Below are 17,094 nucleotides of genomic sequence, written 5' to 3'. Positions count from 1 at the left end.
GAAACAGCGACCACCCCAGCAGGGCGATGTCTGTACGGCTGTTGGTTGCAATAACCATCGCCGCTCAAACAAAGCGCCACCCCCCCCAAAAAAAAGCCATTTAATCATTTGATGCAATCAGCAATCCACACCCCAAGCAAGTGACCAACCCGATTGTTGCGCCGCATGCGCCCGCAATCCCTTCCCCCTCCTACCTCTAACCTCCCCCCACCCCCATCGCTGCTGCAACGCCGCAGCCTTACCGCGATTCCGCCAACTCCCCGCAAACCACCGCCCGGCGCGACATTTGATCAATTGATCAAATATCGCCGCCATCTTCATCAATTGATGGAGCCGTGGAGCGGGCATCGCTTCGGGTAAACGCGCAAGCCGGTCCGGCAAGATTCCCCGGGTCCCTTGTGCCGTCGTGACTTGCGCCCGCTGGCACGCTCTTCGCAATAGAGGCCATACAAGCCAAGCGAAGGAGCAGCGCCATGATCAACCAGTCGGTCCCCTTGTTTGAAGCCACGCCCCGCTACGTCCGCGTCGACGGCCGCACGCCCGAAGGCTTCGTGCAGTTCGCCTTCAGCGTGTCGGACCCCGAGCTCAACGTTGAGCTGATCATGCCCGAGCTCATGTTCGAAGCCTTCTGCAGCGTCAATCACGTGCGTTTCCTGCCGCCGGAGACACCGGCGCCCGAGCGGGAAGACTGAACGCAACCCGCCTCGCGCACGGAAAACACCCAAAGAAAAAAGCCCACACAAAACACCCACATAAAAAACAGCAAGACCCAGGAGACCAAAGCGATGCAAGTCGACATCAAGACCCAGCAGATCCAGCCGCTGCGCCAGACCTATGGCCACGTGGCCCGCCGCTTCGGCGACAAGCCCGCCTCGCGCTACCAGGAGGCCACCTACGACGTGCAGTCGGAAGTCAACTTCCACTACCGCCCGACCTGGGATCCGCAGTACGAGATCTACGACAAGCGCCGCACGGCCATCGTGATGAAAGACTGGTACGCGCTCAAGGACCCGCGCCAGTACTTCTACGGCGCTTACGTGACGGCGCGCGGCCGCCAGCAGGACGCCACCGAGAAGAGCTTCGCCTTCGTGGAAAAGCGCGGCTTGCTGCAGACGCTGCCCGCCGAATGGCAAGACCGCCTGGCCGACGGCCTGCTGCCGCTGCGCCATGTGGAGTGGGGCGCCAACATGAACAACTTCTATTGCGCCGACTACGGCTGGGGCACGGCCATCACGCAGGCCTGCACCTACTGCGCGATGGACCGTCTCGGCATCGCCCAGTACCTGACGCGCATCGGCATGCTGCTCGACGGCAATACCGGCGTGGCACTGGAGCGCGCCAAGGTGGCCTGGATGGAGAGCGCCGCGTGGCAGCCGATGCGCCGGCTGGTCGAGCGCAGCTTCGTGATCGAGGACTGGTTCGAGACCTTCGTCACCCAGAACCTGGTGCTCGACGGCCTGCTTTACCCGATGGTGTACCAGCACGCCGACGCCGCCATCGTCCGCGGCTGCGGCACCGGGCTGGCGGTGCTGACCGAGTTCATGAACGACTGGCGCGAAGAGCACGCGCGCTGGGTCGACTCGGTGGTGCAGACCGCCGCCGCCGAATCCGACGCCAACCGCGTGCTGCTGTCCGGCTGGGCCCGCGCCGCGCGCGCGCAGGTGGCCGAGGCGCTGGTGCCGGTGGCCGACACCTTGCTGGGCGCGGGTGGCGAGCAGGTGGTCGCGCTGTGCCTGGAGCAGTTCGACGTACGCCTGAACAAGCTTGGCCTTGCCGCCTGAGGAGCCCGCCATGACCGCCAACGTCTATATCGCGCTGCAAAGCAACGACGATACCCGTCCCATCATCGAAGCCATCACCGAGGCCAACCCGCACGCCGTGGTGTCGCAGTTTCCCGCCATGGTGAAGATCGATGCGCCGGGCCACCTGACCATCGTGCGCGAACTGGTGTCGGAAAAGCTCGGCCGCGAGTGGGACCTGCAGGAGATCCACCTGAACCTGATTTCGCTGTCCGGAAACATCGACGAAGACGACGACGCCTTCACCCTGCACTGGAACGCCTGAGACGGCCCGCCCACCGCAAAGAAAAACGGAGACAGAACACCATGGACGCACGCAAGAAGCTGAACCTGCGGGAAAAATACGCGACGATGACCCGCGACCTCGGCTGGGAAACCACCTACGAGCCGATGGACAAGGTTTTTCCCTACGACAAGTACGAGGGCATCAAGATCCACGACTGGGACAAGTGGGAAGACCCGTTCCGCATGACCATGGACGCCTACTGGAAATACCAATCGGAGAAGGAGCGCAAGCTGTACGCCATCATCGACTCCTTCGTGCAGAACAACGGCCACCTCAACGTATCGGACCCGCGCTACCTGAATGCGCTGCGCCTGTTCCTGACCGGCGTGACCCCGCTGGAATACGCGGCGCACCGTGGCTACGCCCATCTCGGGCGGCACTTCCGCGGCGCCGGTGCGCGGGTCGCGGCGCAGATGCAGTCGATCGACGAACTGCGCCATGCCCAGACCCAGATGCACACGCTGTCGGTCTACAACAAGTACTTCAACGGCTTCGGCGAGTGGCAGCACATGCACGACCGGGTCTGGTACCTGTCCGTGCCCAAGTCCTATTTCGAGGACGCCATGAGCGCGGGGCCGTTCGAGTTCATCACCGCGATCTCATTCTCCTTCGAGTATGTGCTGACCAACCTGCTGTTCATGCCCTTCATGTCGGGCGCGGCCTACAACGGCGATATGGCTACGGTGACGTTCGGCTTCTCCGCGCAGTCCGACGAATCGCGCCATATGACGCTGGGCCTGGAGGTGGTGAAGTTCCTGTGCCAGCAGGATCCGGACAATATCCCGATCCTGCAGAAGTGGCTGGACAAATGGTTCTGGCGCGGTTTCCGCCTGCTCACGCTGGTCGGCATGATGATGGACTACATGCTGCCCAAGCGCGTGATGTCGTGGGCCGAAGCCTGGGAGATGTACTTCGAGCAGGCCGGCGGCGCGCTGTTCAAGGACCTGGAGCGCTACGGGCTGCGCATGCCCAAGTACCACGAGGTGGCCACCAAGACCAAGGACCGCATCACCCACGAGGCCTGGGGCACCTTCTACAACTACGCCGCCGCGGCGGGCTTCCATACCTGGGTGCCCAAGCAGGACGAAATGGCATGGCTGACGGAGAAGTATCCCGACACCTTCGCGCGCTACTACAAGCCGCGTCTCGACTACTGGCTGGAACGCCAGCAGGAAGGCGAGCGCTTCTATAACGGAACGCTGCCCATGCTGTGCCAGACCTGTCAGATCCCGATGGTGTTCTCGGAGCCTGACGATCCCACCCAGACCTGCTACCGCGACAGCACCTACCACGGCATGCAGTTCCACTTCTGCTCGGACGGCTGCAAGGACATCTTCGACGGCGAGCCGCAGAAGTACGCCCAGGCCTGGCTGCCGGTGCACCAGATCTACCAGGGCAATTGCGGCGGCGCCTCGCTGGACGATGTGCTCAAGTGGTACCGCATCAACGTCGGCGCGGACAACCTCGATTTCGAAGGCTCGCAGGATCAGAAGAACTGGAACACCTGGAAGGGCGTGCCCGACACGGCAGCCTGAGCGCGCAACCGACAAGAGACAAGAGACAAGAGACAAGAGACAGAAGATAAGGAGACCACCATGTCCGTCGTATCCATTGGCCCGTACGAGTTCGAGCCGGCCGATCGGGAGGCCGTGTTCCACGGCAACCGCCTGCTCTACATCGGCTGGGACCGCCACCTGCTGTTCTGCGCGCCGCATTGCCTGCCTTTTCCGCCGTCGATGCGTTTGCGCGATGTCGTGGAGAACGTGCTACCCGGCGTGTACGGCTACCACCCCGACTTTGCCCGCATCGACTGGAGCCGCGTGGAATGGCTGCGCGGCAACGCGCCCTGGCAGCCGGACCTGGACCGCACGCTGGAAGAGAACGGCCTGGGCCACAAGGCGGTGATCCGCTTCCGCACGCCGGGGCTGGACGGCATCGATGGCAGTTGCAGCTAAGCCGGCGCCGTGGCTGGAACGATCAGAAGGCCTAGTAGGCTAGTAGGAGACACAAGATGTATTCCCTGACCATTGAACCGATCGGGCAGACCATCCCGATCGCACCCGGCCAGACCGTGCTGGATGCCTGTCTGCGCAACGGTGTGTGGCTGCCGCACGCCTGCTGCCACGGCCTGTGCGCCACCTGCAAGGTGCAGGTGGTTGAGGGCGAGTTCGAGCACGGCGAAGCGTCCAGCTTCGCCCTGATGGACTTCGAGCGCGACGGCGGCCAGTGCCTGGCTTGCTGCGCCACCGCGCAGTCCGACATGGTGATCGAGGCCGACATCGAGGAGGATGCCGACTCGCTCGGCCTGCCGCTGGCGGACTACCGCGCCGAAGTGGTGGAAACCCGCGCGCTGACGCCCACCATCCGCGGCATCTGGCTGCGCGTGAAGGATGGCAATGCCGCCGCCTTCCAGGCCGGCCAGTACCTCAACCTGCGGGTGCCCGGCTGCGAACAGCCGCGCGCCTTCTCGCTGGCCAACCGTCCGGGTGACGACCTGGTGGAGCTGCATGTGCGTCGCGTGGAAGGCGGCCAGGCTACGGCCTACCTGCACGAGCAGCTCGCGGTGGGCGATGAGCTTGGTTTCTCGGCGCCCTACGGCCGCTTCTTCGTACGCAAGTCCGCGCAGGTGCCGATGCTGTTCCTGGCGGGCGGCTCTGGCCTGTCCAGCCCGCGCGCGATGATCCTGGACATGCTGGCTGCCGGCGAGACCTTGCCGATCACGCTGGTGCAAGGCGCGCGCAATCGCGCGGAACTGTACTACGACGAGGCGTTTCGCGCACTAGCCGACGCGCATCCGAATTTCCGCTATGTGCCGGCGCTATCCGACGAGCCGGCCGGCAGTGGGTGGGATGGTGCGCGCGGCTACGTGCATGACGTTCTGCACGGGCTTTACGCCAATGGCGCGACCGCTGACTTCCGGGGGCACAAGGCCTACCTGTGCGGACCGCCGCCGATGATCGAAGCCTGCATCCGCACGCTGATGCAGGGCCGGTTGTTCGAGGAGGACATCCACACCGAGAAGTTCATCTCCGCCGGCGATGCGCAGAACAGCGCGCGCAGCCCGCTGTTCAAGATCTGAAGGAGCCGGCGCCATGCATACCGTGGAGATCGCGGGAAGCGGCCAGCGCTATCCGTGCGCGCCGGAGCAGAACCTGTTGCGCGCGATGGAAGCGCTTGGCAAGCGCGGCATACCCGCCGGCTGCCGTGGCGGCGGCTGCGGGGGTTGCAAGGTGCGCATCGAGGCCGGCCGCTACCGCACCGGCAAGATGAGCCGGGCCTGCCTGTCGGCCGAGGAGGAGGGCAGTGGCCTGGTGCTGGCGTGCAAGGCCTATCCGGACAGCGATATCCGCCTGCGGCCGGTGGCGCTGCTGCAGCGCTGCCTGGACCGGCAGCGAGAGCGGCAGAGGGAGCAGGAAGCGAAGGGATCAACGTAGCAAGCTCGCAGCAAAACGTAGCAATAAGAAAGATGGACCGATAACCCCATCATCAAGGAGACCGTCATGGCATTGACAGGCGTATTGCGCCCCGGGCACGTGGCATTGCGCGTGCTGGAACTCGAACCGGCGCTGAAACACTACACCGAAGTACTCGGACTGATCGAAACCGCGCGCGACGACAAAGGGCGCGTCTATCTGAAGGCCTGGGACGAGCACGACCACCACAGCGTGGTGCTGCGCGAGGCCGACAGCCCGGGCATGGACTACATGGGTTTCCGCGTCGATAGCGGCCGCACGCTGGAACGGCTGGCGCGGGAGGTGGAGCAGTCCGGCCTCGCATCGGACTGCCAGTGGATTCCTGCCGGCGAGCATCCGCATACCGGCGTGCGCTTCCGCTTCACCATTCCCACCGGCCATCCGATCGAACTCTTCGCCGACAAGGACAAGCTGGGCTGCCTGACCGGCGACAGCAACCCGGACCCGTGGCCGGACGACCTGCGCGGCATGGCGCCCAGCCGCTTCGATCACTGCTTGCTGTATGGCGACGATCTGGATGGCACCGTCAGGCTGTTCCGCGACGTGCTTGGCTTCACGCTGGCCGAGCAGGTGGTGGCCGGCCCGGACAAGATGATGATCGGCGCTTTCCTGACCTGTTCCAACAAGGCGCATGACATTGCGTTCATTCGCCATGCCGAGAAGAACAAGTTCCATCATGCGTCGTTCAACCTGGACAACTGGGGCGAGGTGCTGAAGGCCGCCGACATCATTTCCAAGAGGGATGTGTCGCTCGATATCGGGCCGACGCGGCATGGCATTACGCGCGGCGCCACCATCTACTTCTTTGACCCTTCGGGCAACCGGAATGAGGTTTTCTCCGGCGGGTATATCCACTATCCGGACAAGCCGACCATCACCTGGACCGACAACGAACTGGGCCGGGCGATCTTCTATCACGACCGGAAGCTGAACGATGCGTTCCTGAGTGTATTGACCTGATTCCCGGCGTAGCGTCACCGCCGATGCCGAGTGTTTTCTCCCCCTTTCCCGCTTGCGGGAGAGGGGAGAGCGGCGAATCACCAGCAAGACGCGGCACACCCTGCCGCAACCAGCGAGACAACATGAAAGAGTTCAAGAACTTCATCAACGGCGAATGGGTGGCCACCAACCGCCAGTTCGACGACCGCAACCCGGTCGACAACAGCCTGATCGCGCGTGTGCACGAAGCCGGACAGGCCGAGGTCGATGCCGCGGTCGCAGCGGCAAGGCAAGCGCTGAAAGGCCCGTGGGGCAAAATGACCGTGGCGCGGCGTGTCGAGATACTGCACGCCGTAGCGGACGGTATCAACCGCCGCTTTGACGACTTCCTGCAAGCCGAGATCGCCGACACGGGCAAGCCGCTGTCCCTCGCCAGCCATGTCGATATCCCGCGCGGCGCGGCCAACTTCAAGGTCTTCGCCGACCTGATCAAGAATGTGCCGGCCGAGAGCTTCGCCATGGCCACGCCGGACGGCGGCGAGGCCATCAACTATGCGGTGCGTTCTCCGCGCGGCGTGATCGGCGTGGTGTGCCCGTGGAACCTGCCGCTGCTGCTGATGACCTGGAAGGTCGGCCCGGCGCTGGCATGCGGCAATACAGTCGTGGTCAAGCCGTCCGAGGAAACCCCAGCCACCGCCACGCTGCTCGGCGAGGTGATGAACGAGGCCGGCGTGCCGCCGGGCGTCTATAACGTGGTCCACGGCTTCGGCCCGGATTCCGCCGGGGCCTTCCTGACCGCGCACCCGGATGTGAACGGCATCACGTTTACCGGCGAGACCCGTACCGGCGAGGCCATCATGAAAGCCGCCGCCAATGGCGTGCGCCCCGTCTCGTTCGAACTGGGCGGCAAGAACGCCGGCATCGTGTTCGCCGACGCGGACTTCGACAAGGCAGTCGCCGGCATCACGCGCTCGGCCTTCGAGAACAGCGGCCAGGTTTGCCTGGGCACCGAGCGCGTCTACGTGCAGCGGCCCATCTTCGCGCGCTTCGTCGCGGCGCTCAAGGCCAGGGCCGAGGGCTTGCGCATTGGCCGGCCGGGCGACGAGGGCGTGAACATGGGCCCGCTGGTGTCGCTGGAGCATCGCGCCAAGGTGCTGTCCTACTACAAGAAGGCGGCGGAGGCGGGCGCCACCGTGGTGACTGGCGGCGGCGTGCCCGAGATGCCCGGCGCGCTGGCCGAAGGCGCCTGGGTGCAGCCCACCATCTGGACCGGGCTGCCCGAGGATGCGGCCGTGATCCGCGAGGAGATCTTCGGCCCCTGCTGCCATATCGCGCCGTTCGATACCGAGGAAGAAGTCATCCGCCTCGCCAATGACACGCCCTACGGCCTGGCCGCCACGGTGTGGACATCCAACTTGGGCACCGCCCACCGCATGGGTAGCGCCCTGGACGTCGGCATCTGTTGGATCAACGCGTGGTTCCTGCGCGACCTGCGCACCGCCTTTGGCGGCGCCAAGCAATCCGGCATCGGCCGCGAGGGCGGGGTGCATTCGCTGGAGTTCTATACCGAGTTGCGCAATGTGTGCGTGAAACTGTGAGCCAGTCCATGAAACCCGAACAAATCCTCGACATCGGCGCCAGCCTGCACCACGCGCTGTCCACGCGGCAGGCCGTCGCGCCGCTGACCGAGCAGTACCCTGAGCTGTCCATCGATGATGCCTACCGCATCCAGCTCGCCATGGTGCAGCACCGGCTGGACGCCGGCGAGCGCGTGATCGGCAAGAAGATCGGCGTGACCAGCCGGGTGGTGATGGACATGCTCGATGTGCGCCAGCCGGACTTCGGGCACCTGCTGTCCGGCATGGTCTACGCCGATGGCGCGGCCATCGCCGCCGATACGCTGATCGCGCCCAAGGCCGAGGGCGAGATTGCCTTCGTGCTCAAGGACGACCTGGAAGGCCCGGGCGTGACCAATGCCGATGTGCTGCGCGCCACCGCCTACGTGCTGCCGTGCTTCGAGATCGTCGACTCGCGCATCCGCGACTGGAAGATCCGCATCCAGGACACGGTGGCGGATAACGCCTCCTCGGGCGTGTTCGTGCTGGGCGATGCGGCGGTGGACCCGCGCGGCCTCGATCTCGGCACGGTCGGCATGACGCTGGAGAAGAACGGCGAAATCGTTGCCACCGGCGCGGGCGCCGCTGCGCTTGGCCATCCGGCCAACGCCGTGGCGTGGCTGGCCAATACGCTGGGCCGCCTCGGCATCGGGCTGAAGAAGGGCGAGGTGATCCTGTCCGGCTCGCTCGCCGCGATGGTGCCGGTCCAGGCCGGCGACCAGCTTCGCATCAGCCTGGGCGGCATCGGCTCGGCCGGTGTGCGCTTCATTTGAACGGACCCCAGATCTAGATAGGCAGCCCGGGAAATCGCCATGAACCTCACCCAAGACATCATCCAGCAGCTCGCCGAGCACCTGGAAAACGCCGAGCTCAACAGAGAGCCGGTGCGCAAGATTACCGACACCCATCCCGACATGGACTGGGATGACGCCTATGCCATCCAGGACGCGATCCGGGCACGCAAGGAAGCGCGCGGCACCCGCATCGCCGGCCTCAAGATGGGGCTGACCTCCTTCGCCAAGATGCGCCAGATGGGCGTGACCGATCCGGTCTACGGCTTCCTGACCGACTACGGCGCCTGCATGGACGGCGGCGCCATCGACACCGCATCGCTGATCCATCCCAAGGTGGAGGCGGAGATCGCCTTCGTCCTCAAGCATCCGCTCAAGGGGCCGGGATGTCATATCGGCGACGTGCTGGCCGCCACCGATTTCGTGCTGCCCGCGGTGGAGGTGATCGACTCGCGCTACGAGAACTTCCGTTTCGACTTGAAGAGCGTGATCGCGGACAACACTTCGTCGGCCCGCTTCGTGGCGGGCGGCACGCATCGCAGCGCGCAAGGCATCGACCTGAAAAACCTCGGCGTGGTGCTTGAGAAGAACGGCGAAGTGGTCGCCACCGCGGCCGGCGCGGCGGTGCTGGGCCATCCGGCCAGCAGCGTGGCCATGCTGGCGAACATGCTCGGTGCGCGTGGGCGCGAGCTGCCAGCGGGCGTCTTCATCATGACCGGCGGCGTGACCGAGGCCATCGCGGTGGCGGCCGGTGACAACATCACGGTGCGCTACCAGCATCTCGGCACCGTATCGATGCGCTTCGTCTGATGCGCCCGGCCAGCGTGATGGTGGCGCTGTACGATGTTGCCCACTCAACCCACCCAGCAGGAGAAAAGCCATGCCCATCATGCAAGTGTTTCTGATCGAAGGCCGGACCGAAGAACAAAAGGCTCGCCTGATCAGCGCGCTGACGGACGCCGCCGTGGAATCGATCGGTGCGCCGATCGAGAGCGTGCGCGTGATGATTACCGAGGTGCCCAAGACGCAGTTTGGCATCGCGGGCAAGACAGCGAAGGAACTCGGCCGCTGAGGGAGCGGCATACGCAATGCCCGGCGGCGCTGGACTGCCCGGGCACGGAGACAACATGGACATGAAAGCAGGCGCCGGCGGCAGCCATCCGCCCGGCAAGCACAAGGTAGCCATCATCGGTTCGGGCAACATCGGCACGGACCTGATGATCAAGGTAATGCGCCACGGCCGGCATCTGGAGATGGGCGCCATGGTCGGCATCGACGCCGCGTCGGACGGCCTGGCCCGGGCCGCGCGGCTGGGCGTGCCCACCACGGCCGAGGGCATCGAAGGCCTGGTGAAGATGGACGGCTTCGGCGCTATCCGCATCGCCTTCGATGCCACTTCGGCCGGCGCGCATTCGCACCATAACAAGATCCTGCAGCAGCACGGCATCCAGGTGATCGACCTGACCCCGGCGGCGATCGGGCCTTACGTTGTGCCGGTGGTCAACCTTGACCAGCAGCTCGGCGCCAGCAATATCAATATGGTCACCTGCGGCGGCCAGGCCACCATCCCGATGGTGGCGGCGGTATCGCGCGTGGCGAAGGTGCACTATGCCGAGATCGTCGCGTCCATCTCCAGCAGGTCGGCCGGGCCGGGCACGCGCGCCAATATCGATGAGTTCACCGAGACCACCAGCCAGGCGATCTGCTCGGTAGGCGGCGCGGCGCGCGGCAAGGCCATCATCGTGCTGAACCCGGCGGAGCCGCCGCTGATGATGCGCGACACGGTGTTTACGCTATCCGAGAACGCCGACGAAGCGGCGATAGAAGCCAGCGTGGAAGCCATGGCGAAGGCGGTACAGGCCTATGTGCCCGGCTACCGGCTCAAGCAGCGCGTGCAGTTCGAGCGCATCGATCCGTCCGCGCCGTTGAACATCCCGGGGCTGGGGCTGATGAGCGGGCTGAAGACATCGATCTTCCTCGAAGTGGAAGGCGCCGCCCACTACCTGCCCGCTTATGCCGGCAACCTCGACATCATGACCAGCGCCGCGCTCGCCTGCGCCGAGCGACTGGCGGAAACCCGGCTGGCCGCGTAAGCGGCGGGCGCACGGAGACAACACATGACCCAGCAAGCCACGCAGAAGAAACTCTATATCTCGGACGTCACGCTGCGCGACGGCAGCCACGCCATCCGCCACCAGTACAGCCTGGACGACGTGCGCCGCATCGCGGCGGCGCTGGACGCAGCCAGGGTGGATTCGATCGAAGTCGCGCACGGCGATGGCCTGGCCGGTTCCAGCTTCAACTACGGCTTCGGCGCGCATACCGATCTCGAATGGATCGCCGCCGCGGCCGAAACGGTACGCCATGCAAAGGTCGCCACCTTGCTGCTGCCCGGCGTGGGCACCGTGCACGACCTGCGCGCCGCATACGACGCCGGCGCGCGGGTGGTACGGGTTGCCACGCACTGTACCGAGGCCGATGTCTCGCGCCAGCATATCGAGTACGCGCGCGAACTCGGCATGGACACGGTGGGCTTCCTGATGATGAGCCACATGACCACGCCCGCGGCGCTGGCGCAGCAAGCCAGGCTGATGGAAAGCTTTGGCGCGCAGACTGTCTATGTGGTGGATTCCGGCGGCGCGCTCAATATGAATGACGTGCGCGACCGCTTCCGTGCCTTCAAGGATGTGCTCAAGCCGGAAACCCAGACCGGCATGCACGCGCACCACAACCTGAGCCTGGGCGTGGCCAACTCCATCGTCGCCGTGGAGGAGGGGTGCGACCGCGTCGACGCCAGCCTGGCCGGCATGGGCGCGGGCGCCGGCAACGCGCCGCTGGAGGTATTCATCGCCGCGGCGAGCAGGCTGGGCTGGCACCATGGCTGCGACCTCTACACGCTGATGGATGCCGCCGACGAGATCGTGCGCCCGCTGCAGGACCGCCCGGTGCGGGTGGACCGCGAGACGCTGGCGCTGGGCTATGCCGGCGTCTACTCCAGCTTCCTGCGCCATGCCGAGGCCGCGGCCGCGCGTTATGCGCTGAAGACCGTCGACATCCTGGTGGAACTGGGCAAGCGCCGCATGGTGGGCGGCCAGGAAGACATGATCGTCGATGTGGCGCTGGATCTGGTGGCGCGGCGCGAGGCGGGAGCAACGCGGATCGCGGCGTAAGGCCGGGCGCCCGCGTCGGGCGCGGGCGCCGCTTCCCTCAAGCCTGCGCCGGTTCCTCCTCCACCCTCGTCATCCGCCGTATCGCCTGCGGCGGCTGCCCGAATGCCCGCAGGAACGCCCGCCGCATCCGCTCGCGATCGCCGAAACCGGTCTCGCGCGCCACCACGTCGACCGGGTGCCGGCCGGACTCCATCATCAGCCGCGCGGCTTCGATGCGCAGGTGTTCCACCGCCTTGGCCGGGGTTTGCCCGGTCTCCTCGCGGAAGGCGCGGCTGAACTGGCGGGGGCTGAGGTTCGCGGCGTTGGCCAGTTGCTCGACCGACAAGCCTTCATGCAGGTTTTGCCGGGCAAAGGCGAGGGCGGACTGGATGCGATCGGATTTGGGTTCGAGTTCCAGCAGCGCGGAGAACTGCGATTGCCCGCCGGCGCGGCGGTGATAGACCACGAGCTTGCGCGCCACCTGGCGCGCGATCACGGCGCCGGCATCCTTCTCGACCAGCGCGAGCGCCAGGTCGATGCAGGCGGTCATGCCGGCCGAGGTCCACACCGGCCCGTCGATGATGAAGATGCGGTCTTCCTCCACGCTGACGCCGGGATAGGCACGCCGCAACCGGGTGGCATAGAACCAGTGGGTGGTGGCGCGGCGGCCGTCGAGCAGGCCCGCTTCGGCAAGGTTGAACGCGCCGGTGCAGGTGGCGCAGACGCGCCGGGTGGACGTTGCCGCTTGCCGGAGGAACGCCACCAGGCCCGGCGACGCGGGCTGGATATCGTTGTCGCCGACTACCAGCAGGGTATCGAACGCCTCACCGCCGAATGGTTCGGTAGTGACCGAAAAGCCGCCCGAGGCGGCTACGGGGCCGCCATGCTCGGACAGCAGGCGGACGTCGTAGAGGGCCTTGCCGGCGGTGCGGTTGGCGAACTCCAGGACCGTGGTGACGCCCAGGTTCATGACCTGGAACCCCGGATAAAGGACGATTCCGATACGTAGCATGGCGAATCCCGGCGATGGCATAAAAGGTGGTTTCTATGACATTGATGCCATCCGATTATGCACCTAATCTTCGTTCCGTGAGCGCCGGCATGGGGCCGGCGGCATCGGAGAACGAACATGGCAGCCAACACGGCAACCAACACGGCAACCACAGCAACCACAGCAACCACGCCGCATCGCGGCACGGCCTTGATTACCGGGGCATCCTCGGGGATCGGCGCCGTTTATGCGGACCGGCTCGCCCGGCGCGGCTACGACCTGATCCTGGTCGCCCGCAACCGCGAACGGCTCGCCAGGCTGGCCGGCCGCCTGACCAGCGAGACCGGGTGTTCCGTCGAGATCGTGACCGCGGACCTTGGCGCGGACGCCGACGTGGGCCGCCTTGAGACGCTGCTGCGCACCGACGCCAGCATCACATTGCTGGTCAACAATGCGGGCATCGGCGCCGCCGGTCCGTTGCTCGAGTCCGATGCCGCCAAGATGCAGGCGATGATTGCACTCAATGTCACGGCGCTGACCCGGCTGACCTACGCCGCCGCGCATGGACTCGTGGCCCGCGGCAGGGGGACGATCATCAACGTGGCGTCGATCGTGGCGGTGGCGCCCGAGTTGCTCAACGGCGTCTACGGCGGATCGAAGGCCTTTGTGCTGGCCTTTACGCAGTCGCTCCAGCACGAGCTGGCGGACAAGGGCGTGCGGGTGCAGGCTGTGCTGCCCGGCGCGATCCGGACGGAATTCTGGGATGTGGCCGGGCGGCCGGTGGAGAGCCTGCCGCAAGACTGGGTGATGAGCGCGGACGACCTGGTCGACGCGGCCCTGTCCGGGCTGGACCAGGGCGAAGTGGTGACGCTGCCGTCGCTGCCGGACGCGGCCGACTGGGACGCCTTCGAGGCCGCCCGCGCGGCGCTGGGGCCGAACCTGTCGCGCAGCGTGCCGGCAGCGCGCTTCAGGGTGGCAGCGGCAAGCTGAGGCTGACGGCGGCCGGGACGCAAGCTTCAGTGGCTGGCGTCCCGAAAGCTCAGGCGCGCCGCCACACCGGGGACTCCGCCACCACCACCTTGCGCGGCAGGATCTTCTGGCTGGTGAAGGCATCGGCAATGCGCTGCTGCTCGTCGAGCGATGCCGCGTCCACGGTCTGCACCTGGTAGGTCCGGCGGCGATTGGCGGCTTCCACGGTGGGTGCGTCCAGGCCAATCAGCGGTGCTTGCCATTGCGCGGCGACGGCCGGGTTTTGCTTGATCCATTCGCCAGCGCGGCGCAGCTCATCGTAGACCACCGCCAGCACGCCCGCGTGCCGCTGCGCATAGGGCGTGGCGGCCAGGTAGAAGCGCCGGTAACTCGACAAGCCCTTGCCGTCGCGCAGGATGCGGGCGTTGGCCTGGCGTTGCACGGCTGCCAGGAAAGGATCCCAGATCACCCAGGCCGCCACGCTCCCGCGCTCGAAGGCGGCGCGCGCGTCGGCCGGGCTCAGGTAGGCGGGCTCGATGTCCCGGATCGACAGGCCCGCGCTGGCCAGGGCTTCGAGCAGCAGGTAATGCGCTCCGGCCCCCTTGGCAAAAGCGATGCGCTGGCCCTTGAGTTGCGCGATCTCCCTGATCGGCGAATCCTGCCGCACCACGATCGCCTGCGCCTCGGGCGAGGGCGTCTCGATGGCGTAGTAAGTCAGGTTGGCGCCGGCAGCGAGCGCGAAGGGCGGCACCGCGTCGGCCACGTCGGCGCTCAGGTCGAGATTGCCGATATTGAGCGACTCCAGCAGCGGCAGCCCGGAGGTGAATTCATACCATTGCACCGACGCGCCCAGTGGCGCCAGTGCCTTCTCCAGTGTCTCGCGCGATTTCAGCAGGAGCATCAGCGTGGACGATTTCTGGAAGCCGATGCGCAGCGTGTGTTTTTGCGTCTGCGTCTGCGTCTGCGCGCGCGCGGGCAAGGCCAGGCCGAATGTCGCTGCGGCGCCCGCGGTGGCCAGGCTGCCCACCACGATTTGCCGGCGCCGCCTGTCGAATGCCCTTGTCAACTTTGTCATTGTCGCTCTCCCCGTGTGTTCCGCCGACGCCATCATCAGCACAAGAGCGTAGGGCATGGCACGGGGGCGGGGAACGAAGAATGCCGCAGATGCTTATGCGGGGAGGTGTGGATAAGCCGGCGCCGGTGCGTGCCGATGTGCATGATGGCGCGTCAAAGAACGGTCCAATGAATATCGGCTGGTTCGAGTGCGTTAGACTTCATCGAGCTCGACGCTGTGATTCTGATATCCACAAGGTCCTTTCGCAGGGAATGCCATATGAAACCGACCAAAGCATGTCCTGTCGTGCTAAGAACAGCGCAGAACCGCCTTGAGATCCTGGCATTTGAGCACCCCTTGGCCGGTCTACAGATTATCAAGGGCACGATCGAGGCCGAAGAACATCCCGCGGATGCCGCCGTCCGCGAACTGTGCGAAGAGTCTGGTGTAAATGGAGTGGCTACGGTCGACCTGGGCTTATGGCAATCCGGTCACGAACACCAGATATGGTCCCTGCACCTCTGCGAGGCAACCCGTTCGCTACCCGATACTTGGGTGCATCACGCAAAGGACGATGGCGGTCATGACTTCAGATTCTTTTGGCATCCGTTAGGTCACGCTCCATCGGATCGGTGGCATTGGCTGTTCAGAAATGCACTCTCGACCATTGAAAAACGACTCGCAGAGCTTGCATAGCATCGGACCAACTTCCGCTTGGCGTCGTTTTGAGACCCTCACCTCGTCGCGCAGATCGGCGAAGAGCCAAAAAAAAGAGCCCCGCATGGGGGCTCCCTGGCAGCGCCGCGCCATCGGTGCGCGGCCTGGCTTAGCGCTGGTACGCCGGAGGCAGGAATCCGGCAAAACGCTGCTGCGTGGTGGCCTTGAACTCCGGCGACTGGTACGCGTCGCGGATGTCCTTGACGAACGGCTTGCCGGTGTCGGCGGTACGCACGGCAACCAGGTTCATGTAGTAGTCGGGGATCTTCTCCAGGCTCAGCGCCTCGGTCAGCTTGAGGCCTGAGGACAACGCGAAGTTGCCGTTGACGAAGGCGTAGTCCACGTCGTCGAGCGAACGCGGCAGTTGCGCGGCTTCGAGCTGGATCAGCTTGAGCTTGTGCGGATTGCCTTCGATATCGCGCTCGCTGGCGCGGATCGGATCGGTGCCGGCCTTCAGCGTGATCCAGCCGATCTGCTGCAGCATGGCGATGGCGCGCGCCAGGTTGGACGGATCGTTGGGCAGCGACACCGAAGCGCCCGGCTTCACTTCCGTCAGCGACTTGTGCTTGCGGCTATAGATGCCGATCGGCGCGGTAGGCACCTGGATGACTTCGGACAGTTGCAGCTTGCGGTCGCCGGAGAACTTCTTCAGGTAGGCCACGTGCTGGAACGCGTTGGCGTCGATGGCGCCATCGGCCAGCGCCAGGTTGGGCTGCACATAGTCGCTGAATTCAACGATGGTGACCTTGTAGCCCTTCTTTTCCAGCAGGGGCTTGATGCCGTAGCGGATCTGGTCGGAGTACGGACCGGCGGTGGCGCCGAAGCGGATCTCTTTCTTGTCCGGATCGGCCGCGCCGGCCGTCTGGATAACACCAAGCGCGAGCACTGCGGCAATCAGTCGAATCCCGAAACCCGTCTTCATCTAAAGCTCCCCTTATTGGATTATGTGCATCGTGGCGTGCCGGCGTGGCGCCAACAAGCAGGCCATTGTAGGGAAGTTGATACGTTCAAGGAACGAGTAAATGTGCATGGTCATATAACGCTAGCGCATAAGCAGGGAAAGGGGTTCCAGGCGCTTTTGCACAGGTATCGGCTATTGCGCTGCGGTATATGGATATGGCAATTGCGTCGTTGCGGGATTCCCCGGATTGCCGCTAGTATTGAAACGTCTCCTCCATTCCCGCCAGGGAATTGGGTTTGCGCCCGCTTAACCAGCGGGCGTTTTTATTCAGGCCTCCGCGGCAGGGGGCAAGGCAGGGAGCAAGCGTCGCGGTTTCCGGAGTGACATCAAGACCAATGCGCGGAAACCG

Annotated in this window: 19 protein-coding genes; 16 read left to right on the top strand and 3 right to left on the bottom strand. The window is 65.3% G+C overall.

All coding sequences use genetic code 11. The features are described 5' to 3' along the window. Window positions 1-473 precede the first annotated feature (473 nt). From CF70_RS16400 to dmpG, 14 genes are all read left to right on the top strand, one after another. The gene (locus CF70_RS16400; protein ID WP_035866719.1) at window positions 474-692 is read left to right on the top strand and encodes a phenol hydroxylase subunit; all 219 of its coding nucleotides are present in this window, start codon (window positions 474-476) and stop codon (window positions 690-692) included. A 93-nt stretch (window positions 693-785) separates the two neighbouring features. After that, on the top strand, window positions 786-1,781 hold the full coding sequence (locus tag CF70_RS16395) for an aromatic/alkene monooxygenase hydroxylase subunit beta (RefSeq protein WP_035866717.1): 996 nt from the start codon (window positions 786-788) through the stop codon (window positions 1,779-1,781). Window positions 1,782-1,791: 10 nt separating this feature from the next. Then, window positions 1,792-2,064 (top strand): MmoB/DmpM family protein, encoded by a 273-nt coding sequence (locus CF70_RS16390; protein WP_035866715.1) that lies wholly within the window; start codon window positions 1,792-1,794, stop codon window positions 2,062-2,064. Window positions 2,065-2,105: 41 nt separating this feature from the next. After that, a complete protein-coding gene (locus CF70_RS16385) occupies window positions 2,106-3,620 on the top strand; it encodes an aromatic/alkene/methane monooxygenase hydroxylase/oxygenase subunit alpha (protein ID WP_035866713.1) in 1,515 nt (504 codons plus the stop codon). A gap of 60 nt (window positions 3,621-3,680) precedes the next feature. After that, entirely contained in the window at window positions 3,681-4,040 is a 360-nt protein-coding gene (locus tag CF70_RS16380) for a phenol hydroxylase subunit P4 (protein ID WP_035866711.1), read from the top strand. A gap of 56 nt (window positions 4,041-4,096) precedes the next feature. Then, window positions 4,097-5,164, top strand: a complete 1,068-nt coding sequence (locus tag CF70_RS16375; RefSeq protein ID WP_035866709.1) for an NADH:ubiquinone reductase (Na(+)-transporting) subunit F — start codon at window positions 4,097-4,099, stop codon at window positions 5,162-5,164. Window positions 5,165-5,177: 13 nt separating this feature from the next. Beyond that, entirely contained in the window at window positions 5,178-5,519 is a 342-nt protein-coding gene (locus CF70_RS16370; RefSeq protein ID WP_035866707.1) for a 2Fe-2S iron-sulfur cluster binding domain-containing protein, read from the top strand. A gap of 66 nt (window positions 5,520-5,585) precedes the next feature. Beyond that, window positions 5,586-6,518, top strand: coding sequence for a catechol 2,3-dioxygenase (locus CF70_RS16365; RefSeq protein ID WP_035866704.1), 933 nt, complete (start codon window positions 5,586-5,588; stop codon window positions 6,516-6,518). A gap of 122 nt (window positions 6,519-6,640) precedes the next feature. After that, a complete protein-coding gene (locus CF70_RS16360) occupies window positions 6,641-8,095 on the top strand; it encodes a 2-hydroxymuconic semialdehyde dehydrogenase (RefSeq protein WP_035866701.1) in 1,455 nt (484 codons plus the stop codon). Between the two features lie 8 nt (window positions 8,096-8,103). Next, on the top strand, window positions 8,104-8,886 hold the full coding sequence (gene dmpE, locus CF70_RS16355; protein ID WP_035866727.1) for a 2-oxopent-4-enoate hydratase: 783 nt from the start codon (window positions 8,104-8,106) through the stop codon (window positions 8,884-8,886). A gap of 39 nt (window positions 8,887-8,925) precedes the next feature. Beyond that, window positions 8,926-9,714 carry a 2-oxo-3-hexenedioate decarboxylase gene (gene dmpH / locus CF70_RS16350; RefSeq protein WP_035866699.1) on the top strand — a complete coding sequence of 263 codons (789 nt, stop codon included), beginning with the start codon at window positions 8,926-8,928 and terminating at the stop codon, window positions 9,712-9,714. Then, window positions 9,656-9,976, top strand: coding sequence for a 2-hydroxymuconate tautomerase (locus CF70_RS38600; RefSeq protein WP_255350669.1), 321 nt, complete (start codon window positions 9,656-9,658; stop codon window positions 9,974-9,976). Before dmpH ends, CF70_RS38600 begins: the two co-directional genes overlap by 59 nt. Before the next feature lie 55 nt (window positions 9,977-10,031). Then, the gene (locus tag CF70_RS16340; RefSeq protein ID WP_035866696.1) at window positions 10,032-10,997 is read left to right on the top strand and encodes an acetaldehyde dehydrogenase (acetylating); all 966 of its coding nucleotides are present in this window, start codon (window positions 10,032-10,034) and stop codon (window positions 10,995-10,997) included. A gap of 24 nt (window positions 10,998-11,021) precedes the next feature. Beyond that, window positions 11,022-12,074, top strand: coding sequence for a 4-hydroxy-2-oxovalerate aldolase (gene dmpG / locus CF70_RS16335; RefSeq protein WP_035866694.1), 1,053 nt, complete (start codon window positions 11,022-11,024; stop codon window positions 12,072-12,074). Between the two features lie 37 nt (window positions 12,075-12,111). On the opposite strand, the gene CF70_RS16330 is transcribed toward dmpG, so the two are convergent. Next, the gene (locus CF70_RS16330; protein WP_035866725.1) at window positions 12,112-13,065 is read right to left on the bottom strand and encodes a GlxA family transcriptional regulator; all 954 of its coding nucleotides are present in this window, start codon (window positions 13,063-13,065) and stop codon (window positions 12,112-12,114) included. Between the two features lie 117 nt (window positions 13,066-13,182). On the opposite strand from CF70_RS16330, the gene CF70_RS16325 reads away from it, so the two are divergent. Further along, window positions 13,183-14,034 carry an SDR family NAD(P)-dependent oxidoreductase gene (locus CF70_RS16325; RefSeq protein ID WP_035866692.1) on the top strand — a complete coding sequence of 284 codons (852 nt, stop codon included), beginning with the start codon at window positions 13,183-13,185 and terminating at the stop codon, window positions 14,032-14,034. 49 nt (window positions 14,035-14,083) lie between these two features. Here CF70_RS16325 and CF70_RS16320 read toward each other — a convergent pair whose 3' ends face one another. Then, window positions 14,084-15,088, bottom strand: coding sequence for an aliphatic sulfonate ABC transporter substrate-binding protein (locus CF70_RS16320; RefSeq protein WP_035866689.1), 1,005 nt, complete (start codon window positions 15,086-15,088; stop codon window positions 14,084-14,086). 258 nt (window positions 15,089-15,346) lie between these two features. Between CF70_RS16320 and CF70_RS34945 the strand changes: the two genes are divergently transcribed. Continuing rightward, window positions 15,347-15,763: an NUDIX hydrolase gene (locus CF70_RS34945; RefSeq protein ID WP_081862206.1), complete on the top strand. Its 417-nt coding sequence runs from the start codon at window positions 15,347-15,349 to the stop codon at window positions 15,761-15,763. A 130-nt stretch (window positions 15,764-15,893) separates the two neighbouring features. On the opposite strand, the gene CF70_RS16315 is transcribed toward CF70_RS34945, so the two are convergent. Then, window positions 15,894-16,706: a MetQ/NlpA family ABC transporter substrate-binding protein gene (locus tag CF70_RS16315; RefSeq protein WP_035866687.1), complete on the bottom strand. Its 813-nt coding sequence runs from the start codon at window positions 16,704-16,706 to the stop codon at window positions 15,894-15,896. Between the last annotated feature and the right edge of the window lie 388 nt (window positions 16,707-17,094).

Origin of the sequence: Cupriavidus sp. SK-3 (assembly GCF_000611145.1) — a bacterium.
In the GTDB taxonomy this organism is placed as follows: domain Bacteria; phylum Pseudomonadota; class Gammaproteobacteria; order Burkholderiales; family Burkholderiaceae; genus Cupriavidus.
The sequence above is the reverse complement of the archived record's forward strand: the minus strand, read 5'-3'. Positions and strand labels throughout refer to the sequence as shown.